Origin of the sequence: Buttiauxella gaviniae (assembly GCF_040786275.1) — a bacterium.
Taxonomy (GTDB): Bacteria; Pseudomonadota; Gammaproteobacteria; order Enterobacterales; family Enterobacteriaceae; genus Buttiauxella; species Buttiauxella gaviniae_A.
In genome coordinates, this window is record NZ_JBFMVT010000002.1 from 1160050 (window position 1) to 1181944 (window position 21895).

Sequence of the window (21895 nt, forward strand, 5' to 3'; positions counted from 1 at the left end):
ACTATGCAAAAAGTTGTCCTCGCGACCGGCAATGCCGGAAAGGTGCGCGAACTCGCTGATTTACTCGGCGATTTTGGCCTGGATGTAGTGGCACAGACAGAACTCGGCGTGGAATCAGTTGAAGAAACCGGCCTGACGTTTATTGAGAACGCGATTCTGAAAGCCCGCCACGCTGCACAGGTGACCGGTTTACCGGCGATTGCCGATGATTCTGGTTTAGCTGTAGACGTGCTGGGCGGTGCGCCGGGGATCTACTCCGCGCGTTACGCGGGCCTTGATGCCTCTGATCAACAGAACCTGGAAAAGCTGCTGGTGGCGCTGAAAGATGTGCCTGACGAGCAGCGCAAAGCGCGTTTCCACTGTGTGCTGGTGTATATGCGTCATGCTGAAGACCCAACGCCGCTCGTGTGTCACGGCAGTTGGGAAGGCCAGATTACTCGCGAATCAGCGGGGGCCGGCGGCTTTGGCTACGACCCGATTTTCTTTGTCCCGAGCGAAGGCAAAACTGCCGCAGAACTGACTCGAGACGAAAAACGCGCGATTTCCCATCGTGGACAAGCGCTAAAACTGTTACTGGAAGCAATGAAAAATGGCTAATTTGCCGCCACTGAGTCTCTATATTCACATCCCGTGGTGCGTGCAGAAGTGCCCCTACTGTGACTTCAATTCTCATGCACTTAAAGGCGACGTGCCGCACGACGAGTATGTCGCCCATCTGCTGCGCGATCTGGATAACGACGCGCCAATGGCGCAAGCACGTGAAATAAAGACTATTTTTATTGGTGGCGGAACGCCGAGCCTGCTTTCCAGCGAGGCGATGCAAACCCTGCTCGACGGCGTGCGTGCCCGTCTGCCGTTGGCAGCAGATGCAGAAATTACCATGGAAGCCAACCCTGGCACGGTAGAAGCAGACCGTTTTGTTGGCTACCAGCGCGCGGGTGTGAACCGAATCTCCATCGGCGTGCAGAGTTTCAGCGAGCCTAAACTCAAACGTCTGGGGCGTATTCATGACTCTGGCGAGGCAAAACGCGCGGCGAACCTGGCGAGCGGGTTAGGCTTACGCAGCTTTAACCTGGATTTAATGCACGGCCTGCCGGATCAATCCCTTGAAGAGGCGCTGGACGATTTGCGCCAGGCAATTGAACTCAATCCCCCGCATCTTTCCTGGTATCAGCTAACCATTGAGCCAAATACGCTATTTGGCTCACGCCCGCCAAAATTGCCGGACGACGATGCGCTGTGGGATATTTTCGAGCAAGGCGACAAATTGCTTACGGCCGCAGGCTATCAGCAATACGAAACCTCGGCCTACGCCAAACCGGGCTATCAGTGTCAGCATAATCTGAACTACTGGCGTTTTGGTGACTATCTGGGGATTGGCTGCGGGGCGCACGGCAAAGTGACATTCCCGGACGGGCGTATTTTGCGCACCGCTAAAACACGCCATCCGCGCGGTTATATGGAAGGGAAATATCTCGATCGCCAGCACGATGTGGAACAGGCAGACAAACCGTTTGAATTCTTTATGAACCGTTTCCGCCTGCTGGAAGCCGCGCCGCGGAATGAATTTAGTCTTTATACCGGGCTGGATGAGTCAGCAATTCGTGCGCAACTGGATGAGGCTATTACCAAAAATTATCTGGTTGAGACGCCGGAATACTGGCAGATCACCGAGCACGGTAAGCTGTTCCTCAACTCATTGCTGGAGCTGTTTTTGGCTGAGTAATTCTGTTGTAAATGGCGGGTGGCGCTGCGCTTACCCGCCCTACACAACCCAGTCCACCCGAAATTATTTTTAATTACAAAAACTTAAATATTCTTCACTCTACTAGTCAAAATCAGCGCCAGCACCGCAAGCCCGGCAATCAGCCAATATACCGAATAGTGGCCAAAACTTTCCGCCAGGGCGCCCTGAAGAACCCCCGCCAGAATCACGCCCGTCGAAATGCTATTGGTAAATAACGTGGTCGCAGAACCCGGTCTGCCCGGCATTAAATCCTGGAACCACAGCATGCCGATACCGGCGACAATCCCGATAAATACCGCGTTAAAGAGCTGGAGTAATATCAGCGCCGTGTGGCTGTGGAACAGAATCAGCCCCACATAGAACAGCACGCCCGCCGCCACCGCAATCACCATCATACGGCGTTTCCCAAAACGCTTCACGTAGTAACCTGCAAGGATCATCGCTGGGATCTCAAGGCCCGCCGCCGTTCCCATCAGAAGCCCGGCTAACGATTCCGGCAGCCCTAAATCGGTACTGATCCACAGCGGCATATCGATGATGTACATGGTGTTGCAGGTCCACATCAGCATGGAGGCGATAAATAGCATGCGTACGTTTTTATCTTGCCAGCCGCTGACCTGCGTGAGCGCCACATCTGCAGGCTGCTCAATTCTCTTAACCGAAGGGAGGGCGAAAAAGATAAGCGCCAGCGAGATAACAAAAATCCCCGCAGCGATAAGAAACATGGTGGTAAAACCGTAATTTAGCGCCAGCATAAACGACAGCGGCGGGCCAATAACCCAGGCAAGCGAAAGCTGCGCACGCATGATTGAGCTGAACATCACCACTTCGCGCGCCGAGTTATCCGCATACTCCCGAGCCAGGGCAAAAATTTGCGGCATCGCGGTGTTAGCAATAGAGGCGAACATCACGCCAATAGTGATTAACGTCAGGTAGTGGCGGTTAAAAGCAAAGAGCACGCAGTTTGCCACGGCCATTACGCAGCAAACCATAATCAGTTTGCGCCTGTCACCCCGGCTGTCGGAACGCTTCGCCAGCATCAGGCTGACTAAAATACCGGCGATAGCATTAACGGTGTAAAACAACCCGACCCAAAATGGCCGCACTTGCACTTCACGCGTTAAAAAAAGGCTAAGAGTGGGAGCCTGCAACGCGCCCGCAATCCCCATCATAAAAGCCACTACCATGAATGCAGCGTACACCGGATTAAGGCGTCGTCCTTGTGTCAAAAACCAGGCCATGCGGAAAGATCCTTTTGCTTGAGCGGGTGATTAAATTGCAAGCTCTCAACTATACCCTAACTTATTCAAGTTACAGCCAACACCCCTGCAGCTTGAAGAATGACGGGTATAAAAAAGCCAGCAGTAATAATCTGCTGGCCTGGTGAATTCACCAATACTCAGTCACACATGTATAGGTGAGTTAGTGCTTCACAGTCGCGGGGGTTGTCATCTCCCACTGCATTAAGTCTTCGAGCATCCTCAGACGTTGCGATGCTGTCAGGCGAGCCAGCCATCCAGCAGAAACACTTTGTGTTGCGGCAAAATACTGTTGATAAAACTTAACCACTGGCGACCGTTTCATATGCACCTCCTCACTTTCAACGTTGATGATTATTGACGTAATATGAGGAAAGTTAAATTGATGAGTTTCTGGCGGGAGTTCCTCTTTTATGTCTTCAGGTCGTCTGCAACAACAGTTCATACGCTTATGGCAATGCTTTGAAGGCAAGCCGCAGGAAACGACGTTAAATGATTTAGCCTCGCTGCTGAATTGTTCCCGGCGCCATATGCGGACTTTACTCAGCGCGATGCAGGAAAAAGGTTGGCTCAGTTGGAAAGCGGAAGCCGGCCGCGGCAAGCGCTCACAGCTTGAATTCCTTTATACCGGCCTTGCACTCCAGCAGCAGCGGGCAGAAGATCTTCTCGAGCAGGACAGGATCGATCAGCTCGTACAGATAGTGGGCGATAAAGCCGCAGTTCGTCAGATGTTGATCTCCCATCTTGGGCGTAGCTTCCGCCAGGGGCGGCATATTCTGCGCGTTCTCTACTATCGCCCCCTGCTCAATCTGTTGCCTGGCTCGGCGTTACGCCGTTCAGAAACCCATATTGCCCGGCAAATTTTCAGCGGATTGATCCGAATAAATGAGGAAAATGGGGAACTGGAAGCGGATATTGCGCACCACTGGCAGCAAATTTCCCCCTTACACTGGCGCTTTTATTTGCGCCCCGGCATTCATTTTCACCATGGCCGCGAACTGGACATGCTGGATGTCGTGACATCGCTGCAACGTATTAATGCCCTGCCGCTCTACTCACACATTACGCAAATTACCTCGCCAACCGCGTGGACGTTAGATATCACGCTTTCGCAACCGGATAACTGGTTGCCGTGGTTGTTGGGCAGCGTGAACGCAATGATCCTGCCCCGTGAATGGCAAACGTTAAACAATTTTGCCCGCCAGCCGGTCGGTTCTGGCCCGTATTCCGTGGTGCGCAATAACACCAATCAGCTAAAAATTCAGGCTTACGATGATTACTTTGGCTATCGCGCATTAATTGACGAGGTGAATTTCTGGGTGTTACCGGAGATCGGCGAGGAAGTCAGTTGCGCAGTGCAATTATCCGGGATGCCTGATAGCGAGAAAGCGGTTGAGAGCCGTCTTGAAGAAGGCTGTTACTACATTTTGTTTGATAGCCGCTCTCAATGCGGCAGCAATAAAGAGGTGCGCCGCTGGCTGAGCCACATTCTGGCCCCCATTCATCTGCTGTATAGCGCAGGCGAACAAAATCAGCAGTACTGGTTCCCGGCCTATGGTTTGCTCCCACGCTGGCACCATACGCGCCCGCAGCCGGTTCTTGAGAAACCCGCCGGGCTGGAATCCGTCACGCTGACGTTTTATCGCGATCACGTCGAGCACCGCGTGATCAGTAAAGTGATGGAAGCGTTGCTGGCGCGGCAAGGCGTTAAACTTATCGTCGAGGAAGTGAGTTATGAAGAGTGGCATCAGGGCGATGCGGAAAGCGATATCTGGCTAAATAGCGCAAACTTTACCTTGCCGCTGGAATTTTCCCTTTATTCACATCTTTATGAAGTGCCGCTGATTCAAAAATGTATCTCGATGGATTGGGAAACGGATACCCGTAAATGGCATAACGGCGAACTTTCTCTCCCGGAGTGGTGCCAGCAGCGCGTTGAAAATAATGATATTTTGCCCCTCATTCACCACTGGCTGCGTATCGAAGGGCAACGCAGTATGCGCGGTGTGAGGATGAATACCTTGGGGTGGTTCGACTTTAAATCCGCGTGGTTTGCGCCACCGGAACCGTAGAGCTTTCGCAACATTCACAAAGTCATTACAATGCACGCGTTCTCAACGGGGTGCTAAGACAAAAGTCTGGCTGAGATAATACCCGTCGAACCTGATCCGGATAACGCCGGCGAAGGGATTTGAGGCTCAATTCTCAAAGTCCTTTGCCACCCCTAATCCTAAGAGGTGCAAAGTGTTCAAAAAATTCCTGCCGTTACTGGCGCTCATCGCCGCCCCTGTTTTCGCAAAACCCCTGCTGACTGTTTACACCTACGACTCCTTTGCCGCCGACTGGGGCCCTGGCCCTGCGGTGAAAAAAGCTTTCGAAGCGGACTGCAATTGCGAGCTGAAATTTGTCGCACTGGAAGATGGTGTTTCCCTGCTGAACCGCCTGCGCATGGAAGGCAAAAACAGTAAGGCGGACGTGATTCTTGGTCTGGATAACAATCTGCTGGAAGCGGCGGCGCAAACCAAACTGTTTGCCCCGAGCAATGTGGATACAAGCGCACTGAAAATCCCTGGCGGCTGGAATAACAACACCTTCGTGCCGTTCGATTACGGCTACTTCGCGTTTGTTTACGATAAAAACAAACTGCAAAATCCGCCGAAGAGCCTGAAAGAGCTGGTCGAAAGTGACCAAAAATGGAAGGTGATTTATCAGGATCCGCGCACCAGTACGCCAGGGCTTGGTCTGCTGTTGTGGATGCAAAAAGTGTATGGCGACAAAGCGCCTGAAGCCTGGCAAAAACTGGCGAAGAAAACCGTCACCGTCACCAAAGGCTGGTCTGAAGCCTACGGCCTGTTCCTGAAAGGCGAAGGCGATCTGGTAATGAGCTACACCACGTCCCCGGCCTACCACATTATCGAAGAGAAGAAAGATAACTACGCGGCGGCGAATTTCAGCGAAGGCCATTATTTGCAGGTCGAAGTGGCAGGCCGCCTGGCTTCCAGCAAACAGCCTGAGCTTGCCGAAAAGTTCATGAAATTTATCGCGTCCCCTGGCTTCCAGAACACTATCCCAACCGGCAACTGGATGTATCCGGTGACCGATGTGAAATTGCCGGAAGGCTTTAACGGCCTGGTAAAACCGCAAACGACGCTGGAATACAGCGCGCAAGACGTTTCTAAACAACGCGCCAACTGGATTAACGAATGGCAACGCGCCGTCAGCCGCTAATTGCAGGCTGGCTGATCCCAGGGCTATGTGCCGCCACGCTGGTGGTGGCTGTAGCCCTCGCGGCTTTTATGGCGCTGTGGTTTAACGCGCCGCAAACCGATATCCGCGCGCTTTTGCAGGATAGCTATTTGTGGCACGTGCTGCGTTTCTCTTTCTGGCAGGCGTTTCTCTCTGCGGCATTGTCCGTGTTTCCGGCAATTTTTTTGGCGCGAGCGCTGTATCGCCGCCGGTTCCCCGGACGTGTTGCGCTCCTGCGTCTTTGCGCTATGACGTTGGTTCTGCCGGTGCTGGTGGCGGTGTTCGGTATTCTGACGGTCTACGGGCGTGAAGGCTGGCTGGCCTCCCTTTGTGACCGGCTGGGAATCGAGTGGGCGTTTTCGCCGTACGGCTTAAAAGGCATTTTACTGGCGCACGTCTTTTTCAATATGCCAATGGCGACACGGCTTTTGCTTCAGGCGTTAGAAAATATCCCCAGCGAACAACGCCAGGTCGCCGCCCAGCTTGGGATGCAGGGCTGGAATTTCTTTCGTTTCGTGGAGTGGCCCTGGCTGCGCCGCCAGATATTGCCGGCTGCTGCGCTGATTTTCATGCTCTGTTTCGCAAGTTTTGCCACAGTGCTTTCGCTGGGCGGCGGGCCGCAGGCCACCACTATCGAGCTGGCAATCTTCCAGGCGCTGAGTTACGACTACGATCCTGCCCGTGCGGCACTGCTCGCATTAGTACAAATGATTTGCTGTTTGGGCCTGGTGCTGATGAGCCAGCGGCTCAGCAAAGCGATTGCCCCAGGCATCAGCCAGATGCAAGGCTGGCGCGATCCGCAAGATAACCTGCGCCGTAAGCTTTGCGATGGGGTGTTAATTACGCTCGCCCTGCTACTGCTACTGCCTCCGTTGCTGGCCGTCATTATCGACGGGATGAATAGCGGTTTTAGTTCGGTGCTTTCGCAGCCGATTCTCTGGCAGGCACTGTTTACCTCGTTAAGAATCGCCGTCGGGGCGGGATTAATCTGCATAGCGATCACCATGATGCTGCTGTGGAGTTCGCGAGAGTTACGTCTGCGCAACCGGGCTTTCGCGGGCCAGGCGTTGGAACTCAGCGGAATGTTAATTCTGGCGATGCCCGGCATTGTGCTCGCGACGGGATTTTTCCTGTTGCTCAATAACACCGTCGGGCTACCGCAATCAGCAGACGGCATTGTGATTTTCACCAATGCTTTGATGGCGATCCCCTATGCGTTGAAAGTGCTGGAAAACCCGATGCTGGATGTCGCGGAACGCTATAACAAACTGTGCCAGTCCCTGAATATCAACGGGCTAAACCGCCTGCGTTACATTGAATTGCGCGCGTTAAAACGCCCGCTGGCACAGGCGCTGGCGTTTGCCTGCGTGCTGTCGATTGGTGATTTCGGCGTGGTTGCGCTATTTGGCAACGACGATTTCCGCACCCTGCCGTTCTATCTCTATCAACAAATTGGTTCATATCGCAGCCAGGACGGCGCCGTGACGGCGCTAATCCTGCTGATACTGTGCTTTGCTTTATTCACATTGATTGAAAAACTTCCGGGACGCCATTCCCAAAATCATTCGGGTTGCGGGAAGGCGGCAAGTGAATGAAGCCTGGAAGCATAGAAAACTATGTGACCTGGATGAAAGAAGGCAGCCAACGCACCTGCAACTTGAAGGAGAAGGGAATGCTAACTCTGACTGATATAACCTGGCTCTATCACCATTTGCCGATGCGCTTTTCTGTGAAGATTAATGCCGGAGAACGCGTTGCGGTGCTGGGGCCAAGTGGGGCGGGGAAAAGTACGCTGCTCAGTTTGATCGCCGGTTTTCTTACTCCCGCCAGCGGGCAGATTCTGCTGCACGGCGATGACCACACGCGTACCGCTCCGGCCCAGCGACCGGTGTCGATGCTGTTCCAGGAGAATAACCTTTTCACGCATTTGACGGTGCGCCAGAACATTGGCCTGGGGCTAAATCCCGGCCTTAAACTCAATGCCGCGCAGCTTGAGCGCCTGACGACAATTGCCCGCCAAATGGCGATAAGCGATTTGCTTGACCGACTGCCCTCACAGCTTTCCGGCGGCCAGCGTCAGCGCGTCGCCCTCGCCCGCTGCCTGGTGCGCGAGCAACCCATTTTGCTGCTGGATGAACCGTTCTCAGCGCTGGACCCGGCGTTACGTCAGGAAATGCTTCAATTGCTGGATGATCTTTGTCGCGAGCAGCAACTGACGCTGCTGATGGTTTCACACAGTATTGAAGACGCCGCGCGGATAGCGCAAAGAAGCCTGGTGGTGGTGGATGGCCGCATCGCCTGGGATGGCGATACGGCAACGTTATTGAGCGGAGAAGCCAGCGCCTCGGCGCTGTTGGGAATTGGCCGTTAAGCGTGGCCGGTGAGCACTTTCCAAAGAATAGTGCGATAAATCGGCATTAACGGGTGCATTTGAATCGCGACGAAACTGCCTACCGCCACTGCCGCCATAGTTGGCGCCAGCCAATGCAAACGGGCGCGAGGCAGATAGTGTGTTAAACGGTCACCACTCGATTTACCGCTACGCCACCAACGCCAGCACAACCAAGCCGCGAGCCAGATAACCAAAGCCACCAGCAGGAGCAGCCACTTAAAGCTGCTGCTTTGCATATCCGCAGGGATATCAATCGCCGCTCCGGCCAGAATCCCAGGCAGAAAATAGATCGGCGGCCAGAAGAGACAACCAATAATATTCGGGATGATAAATTTCGAAACCGGCAGGTCTAACATCCCCGCCACCATCGGCACCAGCGGGCGCGTCGGGCCAACAAAGCGGCCAACCAGAATAGTAAACATGCTGTGCTGATGCAGTGCGTGTTCAGTTTTATCCAGCAGCGCTTTGTTCTTTTTCATGAACGACCAGCGATGCAAAGGCCCTTTAAAACGGCCCCCCAACCAAAATGAAAGCCAGTCACCGAGCAGGCAGCCGACAATCCCCGCAGCCCAGGCATGATAAAAACCAACCTGGCCGCCACCGATCAGCGCGCCTAGCCCTGCCATCATCACGGTGCCAGGAAGGATGAGCCCAACCAGCGCCAGTGATTCCAGAAAAGCCACCAGCATCACCGCGATAAGTGAATACGCCACCGACTGAGTAATAAAGTGTTCCAGCAAAGCTTCCATAAAGCATCCGTCGAGAAACGAGTGGGCGATTCTCCTGAGTGAGTACTAACCCGTCAAGTCATCATTTGTATGAATCAATTATAGGATTCATTCACATCCCGCACGAAACTCGCTTGGACTGGCCCCGGTACATTTCTTAAATACCCGGGAAAAGTAGAGCTGATCTTCAAAGCCGACATTGCGTCCGACGCTGGCAATAGGCATGCGAGTGGTGCTTAACAGCAGTTTTGCCTGGAGAATACGTTGATCCTCACGCCAGCTTAAAACGCTGACGCCAAGCTGCTGACGGAACAGATGCGAGAGGCGTGAGGGTGACAAACAGACGTGCTGCGCAACGCTTGCTATATCAAAATGGTTATCGGCCAAATGGTCGCTGATGTACTGGCACGCATCACGGACACGGTTATCAAGCGGAGGATTTAGCGAGGCGTTGAGCACTTCCATTCGCCGCAATAACAATTGCTCCAGCAGGTTAATCGCCAGTAATTCTGCATAGCGCCCTTCCGCCTGCCCGGCTTCAATAATCTGACCAAAAAGCTGAGAAAAACTTTGCTGATGAGCATCATCCGGACGAAAAAACCCCGTATGCGCGAAGATAGGCTCCCAGTTTAACCACTCCTGCCAGTACGCCCGCGGGCGGAAGTAAACCCACTGGTGATACCACTCTTTGCTGTCTGGCGCGCGGCCATAGTGGTGCACTTCACCCGGTGGAAACAGCAAGATATCGCCGGGGCGACAGACGTAATTTTTCCCCTGATTATTAATCACCCCTTCACCGCGAATCGTTAAATTGAGGATGTAGCCTTTCATGCCAAGCGGGCGGTCGATGAAAAAATCCAGCGGCCCTTCGGCGTCAATCGGCGTTAATCCTGCCACCAAATGGGCGTTAAAAGAGTACCCCGGTAAGAGGGGATCATTTTGCATTTCAGGCATCACCAGGCTCGCTCTTTAAGGGGGCTAACGGGAACAATTTGTCCATATCCATGCATTTCGTCACAACGGCTGCACTGCTGAAACAATAAGCAGCCTGATTTTCATCATAAAGCCGCAATTTGCCTGAGAACATGCTTTTGAATAGGTAATCATGGCGTTTGGTGAAGATAACCAAAGTGTTTATAAAAGTAGCAGAAATGTCCACATCAATTATTTGCGGGGCGTCACACTTCTCCACCGCACAGCACATTTCTCCATAACTACAGCGAATACGACCTGACGGTTTCTCTGCATAAAAACTAATGTCATTTTCATAGATAACCAGGTCAGGGAGTTAAAAAATGTCGATTGCGCTGGGCCTCGATTTCGGTAGCGATTCCGTTCGCGCTTTAGCCGTGGATTGTGAAGAGGGTACCGAACTGGCAACAAGCGTTGAGTGGTATCCGCGCTGGCAGGAAGGCCAATATTGCGACGCCGCCAACAATCAGTTTCGCCACCATCCTCGGGACTACATTGAATCCATGGAACGGGCGATAAAAACCGTTATCGCCGAACTCACCTCCGAACAACGCGCCCAGGTTTGTGGCATTGGCGTCGACAGTACCGGCTCCACCCCTGCCCCCATTGATGCCAAAGGCAACGTGCTGGCTTTAACCCCTGAATTTGCCGACAACCCAAACGCCATGTTTGTGTTGTGGAAAGATCACACCGCCGTTGAAGAAGCGGAAGCGATCACCCGCCTGTGCCATCAGCCTGGCAAAAATGATTATTCCCGTTATATCGGCGGCATTTATTCGAGCGAATGGTTCTGGGCGAAAATTCTGCATGTCACTCGTGCCGACGCAAAAGTGGCGCAGGCGGCGGTTTCGTGGATCGAACTGTGCGATTGGGTTCCGGCGCTGCTTTCCGGCACCACTCGCCCACAGGATATTCGCCGCGGTCGCTGTAGCGCCGGGCATAAATCGCTCTGGCATGAAAGCTGGGGCGGCCTGCCTCCAGCCAGTTTCTTTGATGAGTTAGATCCGGTCATTAACCAGAGTCTGGCTTACCCAATGTTTAACGAAACCTGGACTGCCGATATTCCGGTGGGGAATCTCTGTGCTGAATGGTCTGAGCGTTTAGGTCTGCCGCAAAGCGTGGTGATTTCCGGCGGGGCGTTTGACTGCCATATGGGTGCCGTCGGCGCAGGTGCGCAGCCAAATACGCTGGTGAAAGTCATCGGCACATCGACCTGCGACATTCTGATTGCCGACAAAGCAACCGTGGGCGAGCGCGCGGTGAAAGGGATTTGCGGGCAGGTCGACGGCAGCGTGGTGCCGGATTTTATCGGCCTCGAAGCCGGGCAATCTGCCTTCGGCGACATCTATGCCTGGTTTGGACGCGTGCTCGGCTGGCCGCTGGAACAACTGGCGCAGCAGCATCCGGAATTGCGCGAGCAAATCAATGCCAGTAAGAAGCAACTTCTTCCGGCGCTGACGGAAGCCTGGGCGAAAAACCCATCTCTTGAACATCTTCCGGTAGTGCTTGACTGGTTTAACGGCCGCCGCACGCCGAATGCCAACCAGCGCCTGAAAGGGGTGATTACCGATTTAAACCTGGCAACCGATGCACCGGCACTGTTCGGCGGGCTGATTGCTGCCACCGCCTTTGGTGCCCGCGCCATTCAGGAATGTTTTACCGAACAAGGGATTCCCGTCACCCACGTGATGGCTTTGGGCGGTATTGCACGTAAATCACCGACGATCATGCAGGTCTGCTGCGACGTATTAAATCGCCCTCTTCAGATTGTTGCCTCCGACCAATGTTGCGCGTTAGGCGCTGCCATTTTCGCCGCCGTTGCCGCAGGCGAACACGCTGATATTGCCCGGGCACAGCTTGCGATGGCGAGCCAAATCGAAAGCACCTTACAACCGATCCCTCAACGCGCTGCGCGCTTTGAGCAGCTTTATCAACGCTATCAGCAATGGGCTGTCAGCGCGGAACAACACTATCTCCCTTCAGCCCTGAGCCATTAAGGACAAGACGATGAACATTTTTGAGCAATATGAAGTGTGGTTTGTGATTGGCAGCCAGCATCTCTACGGAGCGGAAACGCTGCGTCAGGTTAATCAGCACGCCGAGCAGGTGGTAAACGCGCTGAATAAAGAAGCCAAACTGCCGTGCAAACTGGTGCTGAAACCGCTGGGCACCACGCCTGACGAAATTACCGCTATCTGCCGTGACGCCAGCTACAACGATAAATGTGCCGGGATGGTGGTGTGGCTCCATACCTTCTCGCCGGCCAAAATGTGGATCAACGGCCTGAGCATCCTGACCAAGCCGCTGTTGCAGTTCCACACGCAGTTCAATGCGCAAATCCCCTGGGGGAGCATTGATATGGACTTTATGAACCTAAACCAGACCGCGCACGGCGGCCGCGAATTCGGTTTCATCGGCGCTCGTATGCGCCAGCAGCACACCGTGGTAACCGGCCACTGGCAGGATCCGCAGGCCCATCAGCGTATAGGTTCATGGATGCGCCAGGCGGTATCTAAACAAGATACCCGCCAGCTTAAAGTGGTACGTTTCGGCGATAACATGCGCGAAGTTGCGGTGACTGACGGGGATAAAGTCGCTGCGCAGATGAAGTTCGGCTTCGCCGTTAACACCTATGCGGTGGGTGATCTGGTGCAGGTCGTTAACGCCGTGAGTGACGGTGATGTCAACGCCCTGGTCGATGAATATGAAAGTAGCTATCGCCTGACTGCTGCCGCGCAGGTAAACGGTGAAAAACGTCAGAACGTGTTCGATGCCGCGCGTATTGAGCTGGGGATGAAACAGTTCCTTGAACAAGGCGGTTTCAGCGCATTCACCACCACATTTGAAGATCTTCACGGCCTGAAACAGCTCCCAGGTCTGGCGGTTCAACGTCTCATGCAGCAAGGCTACGGCTTTGCGGGCGAAGGCGACTGGAAAACCGCCGCTCTGCTTCGCATCATGAAGGTGATGTCGACCGGTCTTGCGGGCGGAACTTCATTTATGGAGGACTACACCTATCACTTCGAAAACGGCAACGATATGGTGCTCGGCTCCCATATGCTGGAAGTTTGCCCTTCAATCGCAACCGCTGAAAAACCGATTCTGGACGTGCAACACCTTGGGATCGGCGGCAAAGAAGATCCTGCCCGCCTGATCTTTTCCACTCAAACCGGCCCAGCCCTGAATGCGAGCCTAATCGATCTCGGCGATCGTTTCCGTCTGCTGGTGAACTGCGTTGATACTGTCGAAGCACCACATCAGTTGCCGAAACTGCCTGTCGCGAATGCGTTGTGGAAAGCGCAGCCGGATCTGCCAACCGCGTCTGAAGCATGGATCCTCGCCGGTGGCGCGCACCACACGGTGTTCAGCCAGTCGTTAACGCTCGACGATATGCGCCTGTTCAGCGAACTGCACGGCATTGAACTGAGCGTAATTGATAACGACACCCGTCTGCCCGCGTTTAAAGATTCTCTACGCTGGAACGAGGTTTATTACGGTTTTAAACGCTAATTATGTTTCCCCATTGACCCCCTCCCAGCCTCCCCCTTGTCAGGGGAGGGTTGGGGTGGGGTCAGTGGGTTTACAAGCTGAGGATCCAACATGTTAGAAGATCTCAAACGCCAGGTGCTGGAAGCGAACCTTGCCCTACCTAAAAATAATCTGGTAACGCTCACCTGGGGTAATGTCAGCGCCGTTGACCGCGAACGCGGCGTGTTAATCATCAAACCCTCTGGCGTCGATTACAGCATCATGACAGCGGAAGATATGGTGGTGGTTAGCCTGAAAACTGGCGAAGTGGTTGAAGGGAATAAAAAACCCTCTTCCGACACCCCTACCCATCGTCTGCTGTATCTGCAATTCCCGCACATCGGTGGAATCGTCCATACACATTCCCGCCATGCGACTATCTGGGCGCAGGCCGGGCAATCGATCCCTGCGACGGGAACCACCCATGCGGATTACTTCTACGGCGCCATTCCCTGTACGCGCAAAATGACCGACGACGAGATCAATGGCGACTACGAGTGGCAAACCGGGGAAGTGATTGTGAAAACTTTTGCTGAACGTGGAATAGATGCCGCACAAATGCCCGGCGTACTGGTGCATTCCCACGGCCCGTTTGCCTGGGGAAAAGATCCGGTTGATGCCGTACACAACGCCATAGTGCTGGAAGAAGTCGCCTATATGGGCATATTCTGCCGCCAACTTGCTCCGGAATTACCGGATATGCAGCAAACGTTATTGGATAAGCATTATTTGCGTAAGCATGGGGCTAAAGCTTATTACGGGCAGTAAGCACTGTATATAAAAGCAGTAATTCCGCACCGGGTAGTCTATAATCAGACCACTTTTCCTTTTATGAGAACGCAGCGTGTCGCAAGCTCGTCAGGGGTTTCTTTTAACTCGCCATTGGCGAGATTCCCCGCTCGGTACTGAAGTTGAGTTTTGGCTGGCAACGGACGATGGGCCGGTGAAAGTGCGTCTGCCGCACCAGGAATCTGTCGCCTTTATTCCGCAATCACAGCGTTCTGAAACCGAACGCCTGCTCGCTAACGAAAGCCAGTATCGCCTCACGCCGCTGCCTCTCAAAGATTTTCATCGTCAGCCCATTTGCGGGCTTTATTGCCGCCAGCATCGCCAACTTATGCGTATTGAAAAACTGCTGCGCGATGGCGGCATTACGGTTTATGAAGCCGATATTCGCCCACCTGAACGGTTTTTGATGGAGCGCTTTATTACCGCGCCGGTCTGGTTTAGCGGTGAGCCAAAAAATAACGTAATTGTTGAAACGAAACTTAAACCCGCACCGGACTATCGCCCGCCGCTGAAATGGGTGTCGCTGGATATCGAAACCAATCGTCATGGCGAGCTGTATTGCATCGGACTTGAAGGCTGCGGGCAGCGAATCGTCTACATGCTTGGCCCGGAAAATGGCGATGCCAGCGGGCTGGATTTTACACTGGAATATGTTGCCAGCCGCCCGCTGCTTTTAGAAAGACTCAACGCCTGGTTTGCCGAGCACGATCCTGACGTTTTGATTGGCTGGAATGTCGTGCAGTTCGATTTGCGTGTGCTGCAGAAAATGGCGGATCGCTATCAGGTGCCGCTACGTCTTGGGCGGGGAAACAGTTTGCTGGAATGGCGCGAGCACGGTTTTAAACAAGGCGTATTTTTCGCTCAGGCCGCGGGCCGCGTGATTATTGATGGTATCGAAGCGCTGCGATCCGCATTCTGGAATTTCTCTTCGTTTTCGCTGGAAGCGGTGTCCCAGGAACTGCTCGGTGAAGGTAAAGCCATTGATAATCCATGGCAGCGAATGGACGAAATCGATCGCCGTTTTGCCGAAGATAAACCTGCGCTTGCGAAATACAACCTTAAAGACTGCGAGCTGGTGACGCGGATTTTCCATAAAACGGAGCTGATGCCCTTCCTGCTTGAACGGGCAACGGTGAATGGTTTGCCACTTGATAAACACGGCGGTTCGGTTGCCGCGTTTGGTCATTTATATATTCCGCGTATGCACCGGGCGGGTTACGTCGCACCTAATCTTGGGGATGTGCCGCCGCAGGCAAGCCCCGGAGGCTATGTAATGGACTCGCGCCCCGGCCTGTATGACTCGGTGTTAGTGCTGGATTACAAAAGCCTTTATCCGTCGATTATTCGCACTTTTCTTATCGACCCGGTTGGCCTGGTTGAAGGTATGGCGCATCCGGAACCTGAACATTCGGTGGACGGTTTTCTAGGCGCGCATTTTTCCAGAACCACACATTGCCTGCCGGAAATCGTCGGGCAAATCTGGTCCGGCCGCGATGAGGCAAAGCGTCACGGAAATAAACCATTGTCCCAGGCATTGAAAATCATCATGAATGCCTTTTATGGCGTACTGGGCACCAGCGCGTGTCGTTTCTTTGATCCGCGTCTGGCGTCGTCGATCACCATGCGTGGTCATCAGATCATGCTGCAAACTAAAGCCTTGATTGAATCCCAGGGGTATGACGTGATTTACGGTGATACCGATTCCACGTTTGTCTGGCTCAAAAAAGCGCATTCCGAGCAAGACGCAGCGCGCATTGGTAAGCAGTTAGTCGACCATGTGAATACCTGGTGGAAGACTCATCTGCAAGAAACGCAGCAGTTGGATAGCCAGCTTGAGCTGGAGTTTGAGTCCCATTTTTGCCGTTTCCTGATGCCGACGATTCGCGGCACCGTTGAAGGTTCCAAAAAACGCTACGCCGGAATGATTCAGGAAAACGATAAGCAAAGGATGGTGTTTAAAGGGCTGGAAACGGTGCGCACTGACTGGACGCCTTTAGCCCAAACATTCCAGCAAACGCTGTATTTGCGGGTGTTTCGCAACGAGCCGTACCAGGACTATATTCGCGAAACCATCGCCAGTTTGATGGCCGGTGAGCTGGACGATCAGTTGATTTACCGTAAGCGGCTGCGTCGGCCGCTAAGCGAATATCAGAAAAATGTGCCACCACATGTACGCGCGGCACGTCTTGCAGATGAACATAATCAACGACTTGGCCGCCCGGCGCAGTATCAGAACCGGGGCACCATCAAGTATGTGATTACCACCAATGGCCCTGAACCGGTGGATTATCAGCAATCGCCTCTGGATTACGATCACTACCTGACCCGCCAGCTCCAGCCGGTGGCAGAAGGAATTTTACCTTTCCTTGAGGATGACTTTGCTACACTGATGACAGGGCAATTGGGGCTATTTTGACGGTGACTATCTCGTTTCCTTCCAGTACCATAGCGCCCTCCTGAATCATCCTTAAATCTACTTTTGAGCTACCGCCCCCTTATTGCGCGCGGTCGTTTTACTATTGCCTGCAAATCTTAGTAACTGATAATAGAGCCGAAATCTTATGCCTTTTACACTTGGTCAACGTTGGATCAGCGATACCGAAAGCGAACTGGGACTGGGTACCGTGGTCGCATTAGACCCACGCATGGTAACCCTGCTTTATCCTGCAACCGGTGAAAATCGTCTGTATGCCAGAAATGACTCGCCTATCACACGCGTGATGTTTAATCCGGGTGATACCGTCACCAGCCATGAAGGCTGGCAACTCAAAGTTGATGAAGTTAAGGAAGAAAATGGCTTGCTGGCCTACATCGGTACGCGTCTGGATACCGAAGAAGCCGGGACCATGCTGCGTGAAGTGTTCCTCGACAGCAAACTGGTCTTCAGCAAACCGCAGGACCGACTGTTTGCCGGGCAAATTGACAGAATGGATCGTTTCGCCCTGCGCTATCGCTCTCGCGTTTATCAAAGCGAGCAGTACCGTCAGCCGTGGAGCGGCCTGCGCGGCATGCGTACCAGCCTGATTCCGCATCAGCTTAACATCGCTCACGATGTCGGCCGCCGTCATGCGCCACGCGTTTTACTGGCTGATGAAGTGGGTTTAGGTAAAACCATCGAAGCCGGGATGATTTTGCACCAGCAACTGCTGGCTGGCAGCGCTGAACGTGTGTTGATCGTGGTGCCAGAAACCCTGCAACATCAGTGGCTGGTCGAAATGCTCCGCCGCTTTAACCTGCGCTTCTCTCTGTTTGATGACGAGCGTTATGCCGAAGCCCAGCACGACAGCGATAACCCATTCGAAACAGAACAACTGGTTATCTGTTCGCTGGATTTCGTGCGCCGCAGCAAGCAGCGTCTTGAGCATCTGTGTGAAGCAGAATGGGATTTGATGGTGGTTGATGAAGCCCACCACCTGGTATGGAGCGAAAACGCACCAAGCCGTGAATACCAGGCGATTGAACAACTCGCAGAACATATTCCAGGTATTTTGCTGTTAACCGCAACGCCTGAACAATTAGGTATGGAAAGCCACTTTGCACGTCTGCGTTTGCTGGACCCAAGCCGCTTCCACGATTTCGAGCAGTTTGTTGAAGAACAGCAGCATTACCGCCCGGTCGCCGATGCCGTGGCATTGCTGCTGGCAGGCAATCATCTGACCAATGAGCAACTCAACATGTTGAGCGATCTGATTGGCGAGCAAGATATTGAGCCTCTGCTGCAAACCGCAAACAGCACCCGTGAAGGGAGTGATGCGGCGCGTCAGGAGCTGATTTCCATGCTGATGGACCGCCACGGCACCAGCCGCGTGCTGTTCCGTAACACCCGTAACGGCGTGAAAGGTTTCCCGAAACGCGAACTGCATACCATCCGTTTGCCGCTGCCGATGCAGTACCAGACCGCGATTAAAGTGTCCGGCATTATGGCGGCACGTAAATCTGTGGAAGAGCGCGCGCGCGACATGCTCTACCCTGAGCAAATTTATCAGGAGTTTGAAGGCGATAGCGGCACATGGTGGAACTTCGACCCTCGCGTTGAATGGCTGATGGGGCACCTGACCAGCCACCGCTCTCAAAAAGTGCTGGTGATCTGCGCCAAAGCCACCACCGCACTGCAACTTGAGCAAGTCCTGCGCGAGCGCGAAGGTATTCGTGCCGCCGTGTTCCATGAAGGGATGTCGATTATCGAACGCGACCGCGCTGCGGCCTGGTTTGCGGAAGAAGATACCGGTGCGCAAGTTTTACTGTGCTCTGAAATTGGTTCCGAAGGCCGTAACTTCCAATTTGCCAGCAATCTGGTGATGTTCGATCTGCCGTTTAACCCGGATTTGCTGGAGCAGCGTATCGGTCGTCTGGACCGTATCGGTCAGGCGCACGACATTCAGATCCACGTTCCCTACCTGGAAAAAACCGCACAGTCGGTGCTGGTGAACTGGTTCCATGAAGGTCTGGATGCGTTCGAACACACTTGCCCGACGGGCCGCGCGATTTACGACAATGTCTATCCGCAACTGATCGAGTATTTAGCCGCGCCAGAAAACACAGACGGTTTCGATACGCTTATTAAGCAATGTCGCGAACAGCATGACGCCCTGAAACTTCAGCTTGAGCAGGGTCGTGACCGCCTGCTGGAAATCCACTCTAACGGCGGTGAGAAATCACAGGCGCTGGCAGAAGCGATTTCTGAGCAAGATAACGACACGAATCTGGTGAGTTTCGCGCTGAACTTGTTCGATATTGTCGGCATTAATCAGGACGACCGCGGCGATAACATGGTCGTCCTGACGCCAGGCGATCATATGCTGGTGCCGGACTTCCCAGGCCTTCCTGAAGATGGCTGCACCATTACGTTTGAACGTGATGTGGCGCTGTCACGCGAAGATGCGCAGTTTGTCACCTGGGAGCACCCGATCATTCGCAACGGCCTGGATCTGATTCTGTCTGGCGATACCGGTAGCTGTGCGCTATCACTGCTGAAAAACAAAGCGCTGCCGGTTGGCACGCTGTTGCTGGAGCTGGTGTACGTTGTTGAGGCTAAAGCGCCGAAACAATTGCAGCTTAACCGCTTCCTGCCGCCAACGCCGGTTCGTATGCTGGTAGACAAAAACGGCACCAACCTCGCGGCTCAGGTTGAGTTTGAGAGCTTTAACCGCCAGTTAAGCACGGTGAACCGCCATACCGGCAGTAAGCTTGTGAATGCGGTGCAGCAAGATGTGCATGCGATTTTGCAACTGGCGGAAGAGAAAGTCGAAGCCGAGGCACAAGTGCTGATTAAAGCCGCTCGTGAAGAGGCCGACGAAAAATTGAGTGCGGAACTTTCTCGCCTGGAAGCGCTGAGAGCGGTCAACCCGAACATTCGTGATGATGAACTCGAGGCTATCGAGAGCAATCGTCAACACGTGTTGGAAAGCCTTGCGCAGGCCAACTGGCGTCTGGATGCATTGCGCCTCATCGTTGTGACGCATCAGTAGTTTGCACACCGCTTTACTCAAATCATTCGAGTTGTAGCAAGGCGGCAAGAGAGAACATCCCCAGGAGCTTACTAAAGTAAGTGGCTGGGGTGGGCGAAAGCAGCCAACGCCGCTGCAGCTTGAAGGATGTAGAGTAAATGATTATGGAACCCTATAACCCGCCGACCGAGCCCTGGCTGGTCATCCTTTATCAGGATGAACACATTATGGTGGTCAACAAGCCTTCGGGTTTGTTGTCCGTTCCAGGACGTCTTGATGAACATAAAGACAGCGTGATGACGCGCATTCAACGCGACTTTCCGCAAGCTGAATCTGTACATCGTCTGGATATGGCTACCAGCGGCGTGATTGCCGTTGCGCTGACCAAAGCCGCCGAACGCGAGCTGAAGCGCCAGTTCCGTGAACGTGAGCCGAAGAAGCAGTACGTAGCGCGGGTTTGGGGCCATCCTCAGCCGGAAGAAGGTTTGATAGATTTACCGCTGATTTGTGACTGGCCGAACAGGCCAAAGCAGAAAGTGTGTTATGAAACCGGCAAGTCGGCGCAAACGGAATACCAGGTGCTGGAGTATGCAGCGGATAACACCGCTCGTGTGCAGCTAAAGCCGATTACCGGGCGCTCGCATCAGCTACGTGTTCATATGCTGGCGTTAGGCCACCCGATTCTGGGCGATCGTTTCTACGCGTCCCCGGAAGCGCTGGCCTTAGCGCCGCGCCTGCAACTGCATGCCGAAATGCTGACCATTACTCACCCTGAGTATGGAACGCCGATGACGTTTCGCGCCCCGGCTGACTTCTAAAAAAAAGCCTCTCAATCGAGAGGCTTCATCTTTATTTAAATCCCTTCGCCGTCTTAATCAGATCGTACGCTTTTTGAATTTCCTGCGCCTTCTGCTTAGCCATCTCCATCATTTCCGGTGGCAAACCTTTTGCGACCAGTTTATCCGGGTGATGCTCACTCATTAATTTACGGTATGCGCGCTTAATGGTAGTGGCATCATCGTTACTTTTAACGCCCAGAACGTTGCAGGCATCTTCAAGCGTTGGGCCACGCTGTTGCTGGAAACCGCCCTGCGATTGGTTGTAACCACCGCCGAATTGCTGACCGCCTTCCATCATTCGCAGGAATTGATCGAACTGGACGCGGGAAATACCCAGCTCTTCTGCAATAACGTACAACACTTCACGCTCGTTAGGATGCAAAGAGCCGTCCGCAAACGCCGCCTGAATTTGAATTTCAAGAAACATCCGAATCAGGTCAAAACGTCCAAAACATACGCTACGTAACTGCCGCATTTTCTCGCGCAGCGGGTAGCCGTTCTCTTTACCTACACGAAACGCATGCTGCGCCGCACTACGTGCATCGCCATGCAATTGCATACGATCCATCAGTAGCGAAGCAATCTGAATATCTGCTTCAGTAACGCGCCCTTTTGACTTAGTCAGATGGCCCATTACCTCAAATGTGGTGCTAAAAAACAGTGACTGACGCTGTTGCTGGTTAGAAAACCAGGACTGCTGACGACGGCTGCGCATTTTATCAATGGCATGGCCAATCAGTAACCCTATCACCACACCCCAGAAGCCACCGCCCATAATAAGTGCTATTGCGACACCGAGTACTTTTCCCCAATACTGCATATACTCCCCAAATCGTCATGCCGTCGGCTAGAATTTGCTTTATCATACCCGTCATTGATAGCGGTGCCTAACGGCAGACTGCTAACGGGCAGGATTAACACTAGCGCTGTGGTGACGAGTAAGTTAGT

At 53.5% G+C, this 21895-nt stretch carries 17 protein-coding genes and 1 riboswitch; of the genes, 12 read left to right on the top strand and 5 right to left on the bottom strand.

Features of this window, described 5'->3' with window-relative positions:
- The first annotated feature begins 3 nt into the window (after nt 1–3).
- Nucleotides 4–597 (top strand): XTP/dITP diphosphatase, encoded by a 594-nt coding sequence (locus tag AB1E22_RS05940; protein WP_367594508.1) that lies wholly within the window; start codon nt 4–6, stop codon nt 595–597.
- Nucleotides 590–1726, top strand: a complete 1137-nt coding sequence (gene hemW, locus AB1E22_RS05945; protein ID WP_367594509.1) for a radical SAM family heme chaperone HemW — start codon at nt 590–592, stop codon at nt 1724–1726. The genes AB1E22_RS05940 and hemW overlap by 8 nt, the downstream gene beginning before the upstream one ends.
- Nucleotides 1727–1809: 83 nt before the next feature.
- Here the strand turns inward: hemW and AB1E22_RS05950 are convergent, their stop codons facing one another.
- Nucleotides 1810–2988: a sugar efflux transporter gene (locus AB1E22_RS05950; protein WP_367594510.1), complete on the bottom strand. Its 1179-nt coding sequence runs from the start codon at nt 2986–2988 to the stop codon at nt 1810–1812.
- Nucleotides 2989–3169: 181 nt separating this feature from the next.
- Nucleotides 3170–3331: a glucose uptake inhibitor SgrT gene (sgrT, locus tag AB1E22_RS05955; RefSeq protein ID WP_367594511.1), complete on the bottom strand. Its 162-nt coding sequence runs from the start codon at nt 3329–3331 to the stop codon at nt 3170–3172.
- An 88-nt stretch (nt 3332–3419) separates the two neighbouring features.
- Here sgrT and sgrR point away from each other — a divergent pair, with 88 nt between their 5' ends.
- From sgrR to thiQ, 4 genes are all read left to right on the top strand, one after another.
- Complete coding sequence (gene sgrR, locus AB1E22_RS05960; RefSeq protein WP_367594512.1) at nt 3420–5078, top strand: HTH-type transcriptional regulator SgrR; 1659 nt, start codon at nt 3420–3422, stop codon at nt 5076–5078.
- Between the two features lie 36 nt (nt 5079–5114).
- A riboswitch (TPP riboswitch) is annotated at nt 5115–5214 on the top strand.
- Between the two features lie 36 nt (nt 5215–5250).
- Nucleotides 5251–6234, top strand: a complete 984-nt coding sequence (gene thiB / locus AB1E22_RS05965; RefSeq protein ID WP_367594513.1) for a thiamine ABC transporter substrate binding subunit — start codon at nt 5251–5253, stop codon at nt 6232–6234.
- The gene (thiP, locus tag AB1E22_RS05970) at nt 6210–7847 is read left to right on the top strand and encodes a thiamine/thiamine pyrophosphate ABC transporter permease ThiP (RefSeq protein WP_367594514.1); all 1638 of its coding nucleotides are present in this window, start codon (nt 6210–6212) and stop codon (nt 7845–7847) included. The genes thiB and thiP overlap by 25 nt, the downstream gene beginning before the upstream one ends.
- A 77-nt stretch (nt 7848–7924) precedes the next feature.
- On the top strand, nt 7925–8623 hold the full coding sequence (gene thiQ / locus AB1E22_RS05975) for a thiamine ABC transporter ATP-binding protein ThiQ (protein ID WP_367594515.1): 699 nt from the start codon (nt 7925–7927) through the stop codon (nt 8621–8623).
- Here the strand turns inward: thiQ and AB1E22_RS05980 are convergent.
- Both AB1E22_RS05980 and araC read right to left on the bottom strand, forming a co-directional pair.
- The gene (locus AB1E22_RS05980; RefSeq protein ID WP_367594516.1) at nt 8620–9393 is read right to left on the bottom strand and encodes a DedA family protein; all 774 of its coding nucleotides are present in this window, start codon (nt 9391–9393) and stop codon (nt 8620–8622) included. The two genes, thiQ and AB1E22_RS05980, sit on opposite strands and share 4 nt — an antisense overlap.
- An 87-nt stretch (nt 9394–9480) precedes the next feature.
- Nucleotides 9481–10326: an arabinose operon transcriptional regulator AraC gene (gene araC, locus AB1E22_RS05985; RefSeq protein WP_367594517.1), complete on the bottom strand. Its 846-nt coding sequence runs from the start codon at nt 10324–10326 to the stop codon at nt 9481–9483.
- A 341-nt stretch (nt 10327–10667) separates the two neighbouring features.
- On the opposite strand from araC, the gene araB reads away from it, so the two are divergent.
- The 6 genes from araB to rluA all read left to right on the top strand — a co-directional run bounded on the left by araB (nt 10668) and on the right by rluA (nt 20926).
- A complete protein-coding gene (gene araB, locus AB1E22_RS05990; RefSeq protein ID WP_367594518.1) occupies nt 10668–12341 on the top strand; it encodes a ribulokinase in 1674 nt (557 codons plus the stop codon).
- Nucleotides 12342–12351: 10 nt separating this feature from the next.
- A complete protein-coding gene (araA, locus tag AB1E22_RS05995; protein ID WP_367594519.1) occupies nt 12352–13854 on the top strand; it encodes an L-arabinose isomerase in 1503 nt (500 codons plus the stop codon).
- Nucleotides 13855–13944: 90 nt separating this feature from the next.
- Complete coding sequence (gene araD / locus AB1E22_RS06000) at nt 13945–14640, top strand: L-ribulose-5-phosphate 4-epimerase (protein ID WP_367594520.1); 696 nt, start codon at nt 13945–13947, stop codon at nt 14638–14640.
- Between the two features lie 76 nt (nt 14641–14716).
- Nucleotides 14717–17077, top strand: coding sequence for a DNA polymerase II (gene polB, locus AB1E22_RS06005; RefSeq protein WP_367594521.1), 2361 nt, complete (start codon nt 14717–14719; stop codon nt 17075–17077).
- 145 nt (nt 17078–17222) lie between these two features.
- Nucleotides 17223–20129, top strand: a complete 2907-nt coding sequence (rapA, locus tag AB1E22_RS06010) for an RNA polymerase-associated protein RapA (protein WP_367594522.1) — start codon at nt 17223–17225, stop codon at nt 20127–20129.
- Nucleotides 20130–20266: 137 nt separating this feature from the next.
- Nucleotides 20267–20926 carry a bifunctional tRNA pseudouridine(32) synthase/23S rRNA pseudouridine(746) synthase RluA gene (gene rluA, locus AB1E22_RS06015; protein ID WP_367594523.1) on the top strand — a complete coding sequence of 220 codons (660 nt, stop codon included), beginning with the start codon at nt 20267–20269 and terminating at the stop codon, nt 20924–20926.
- 31 nt (nt 20927–20957) lie between these two features.
- On the opposite strand, the gene djlA is transcribed toward rluA, so the two are convergent.
- On the bottom strand, nt 20958–21767 hold the full coding sequence (gene djlA / locus AB1E22_RS06020; RefSeq protein WP_367594524.1) for a co-chaperone DjlA: 810 nt from the start codon (nt 21765–21767) through the stop codon (nt 20958–20960).
- Nucleotides 21768–21895: the final 128 nt, after the last annotated feature.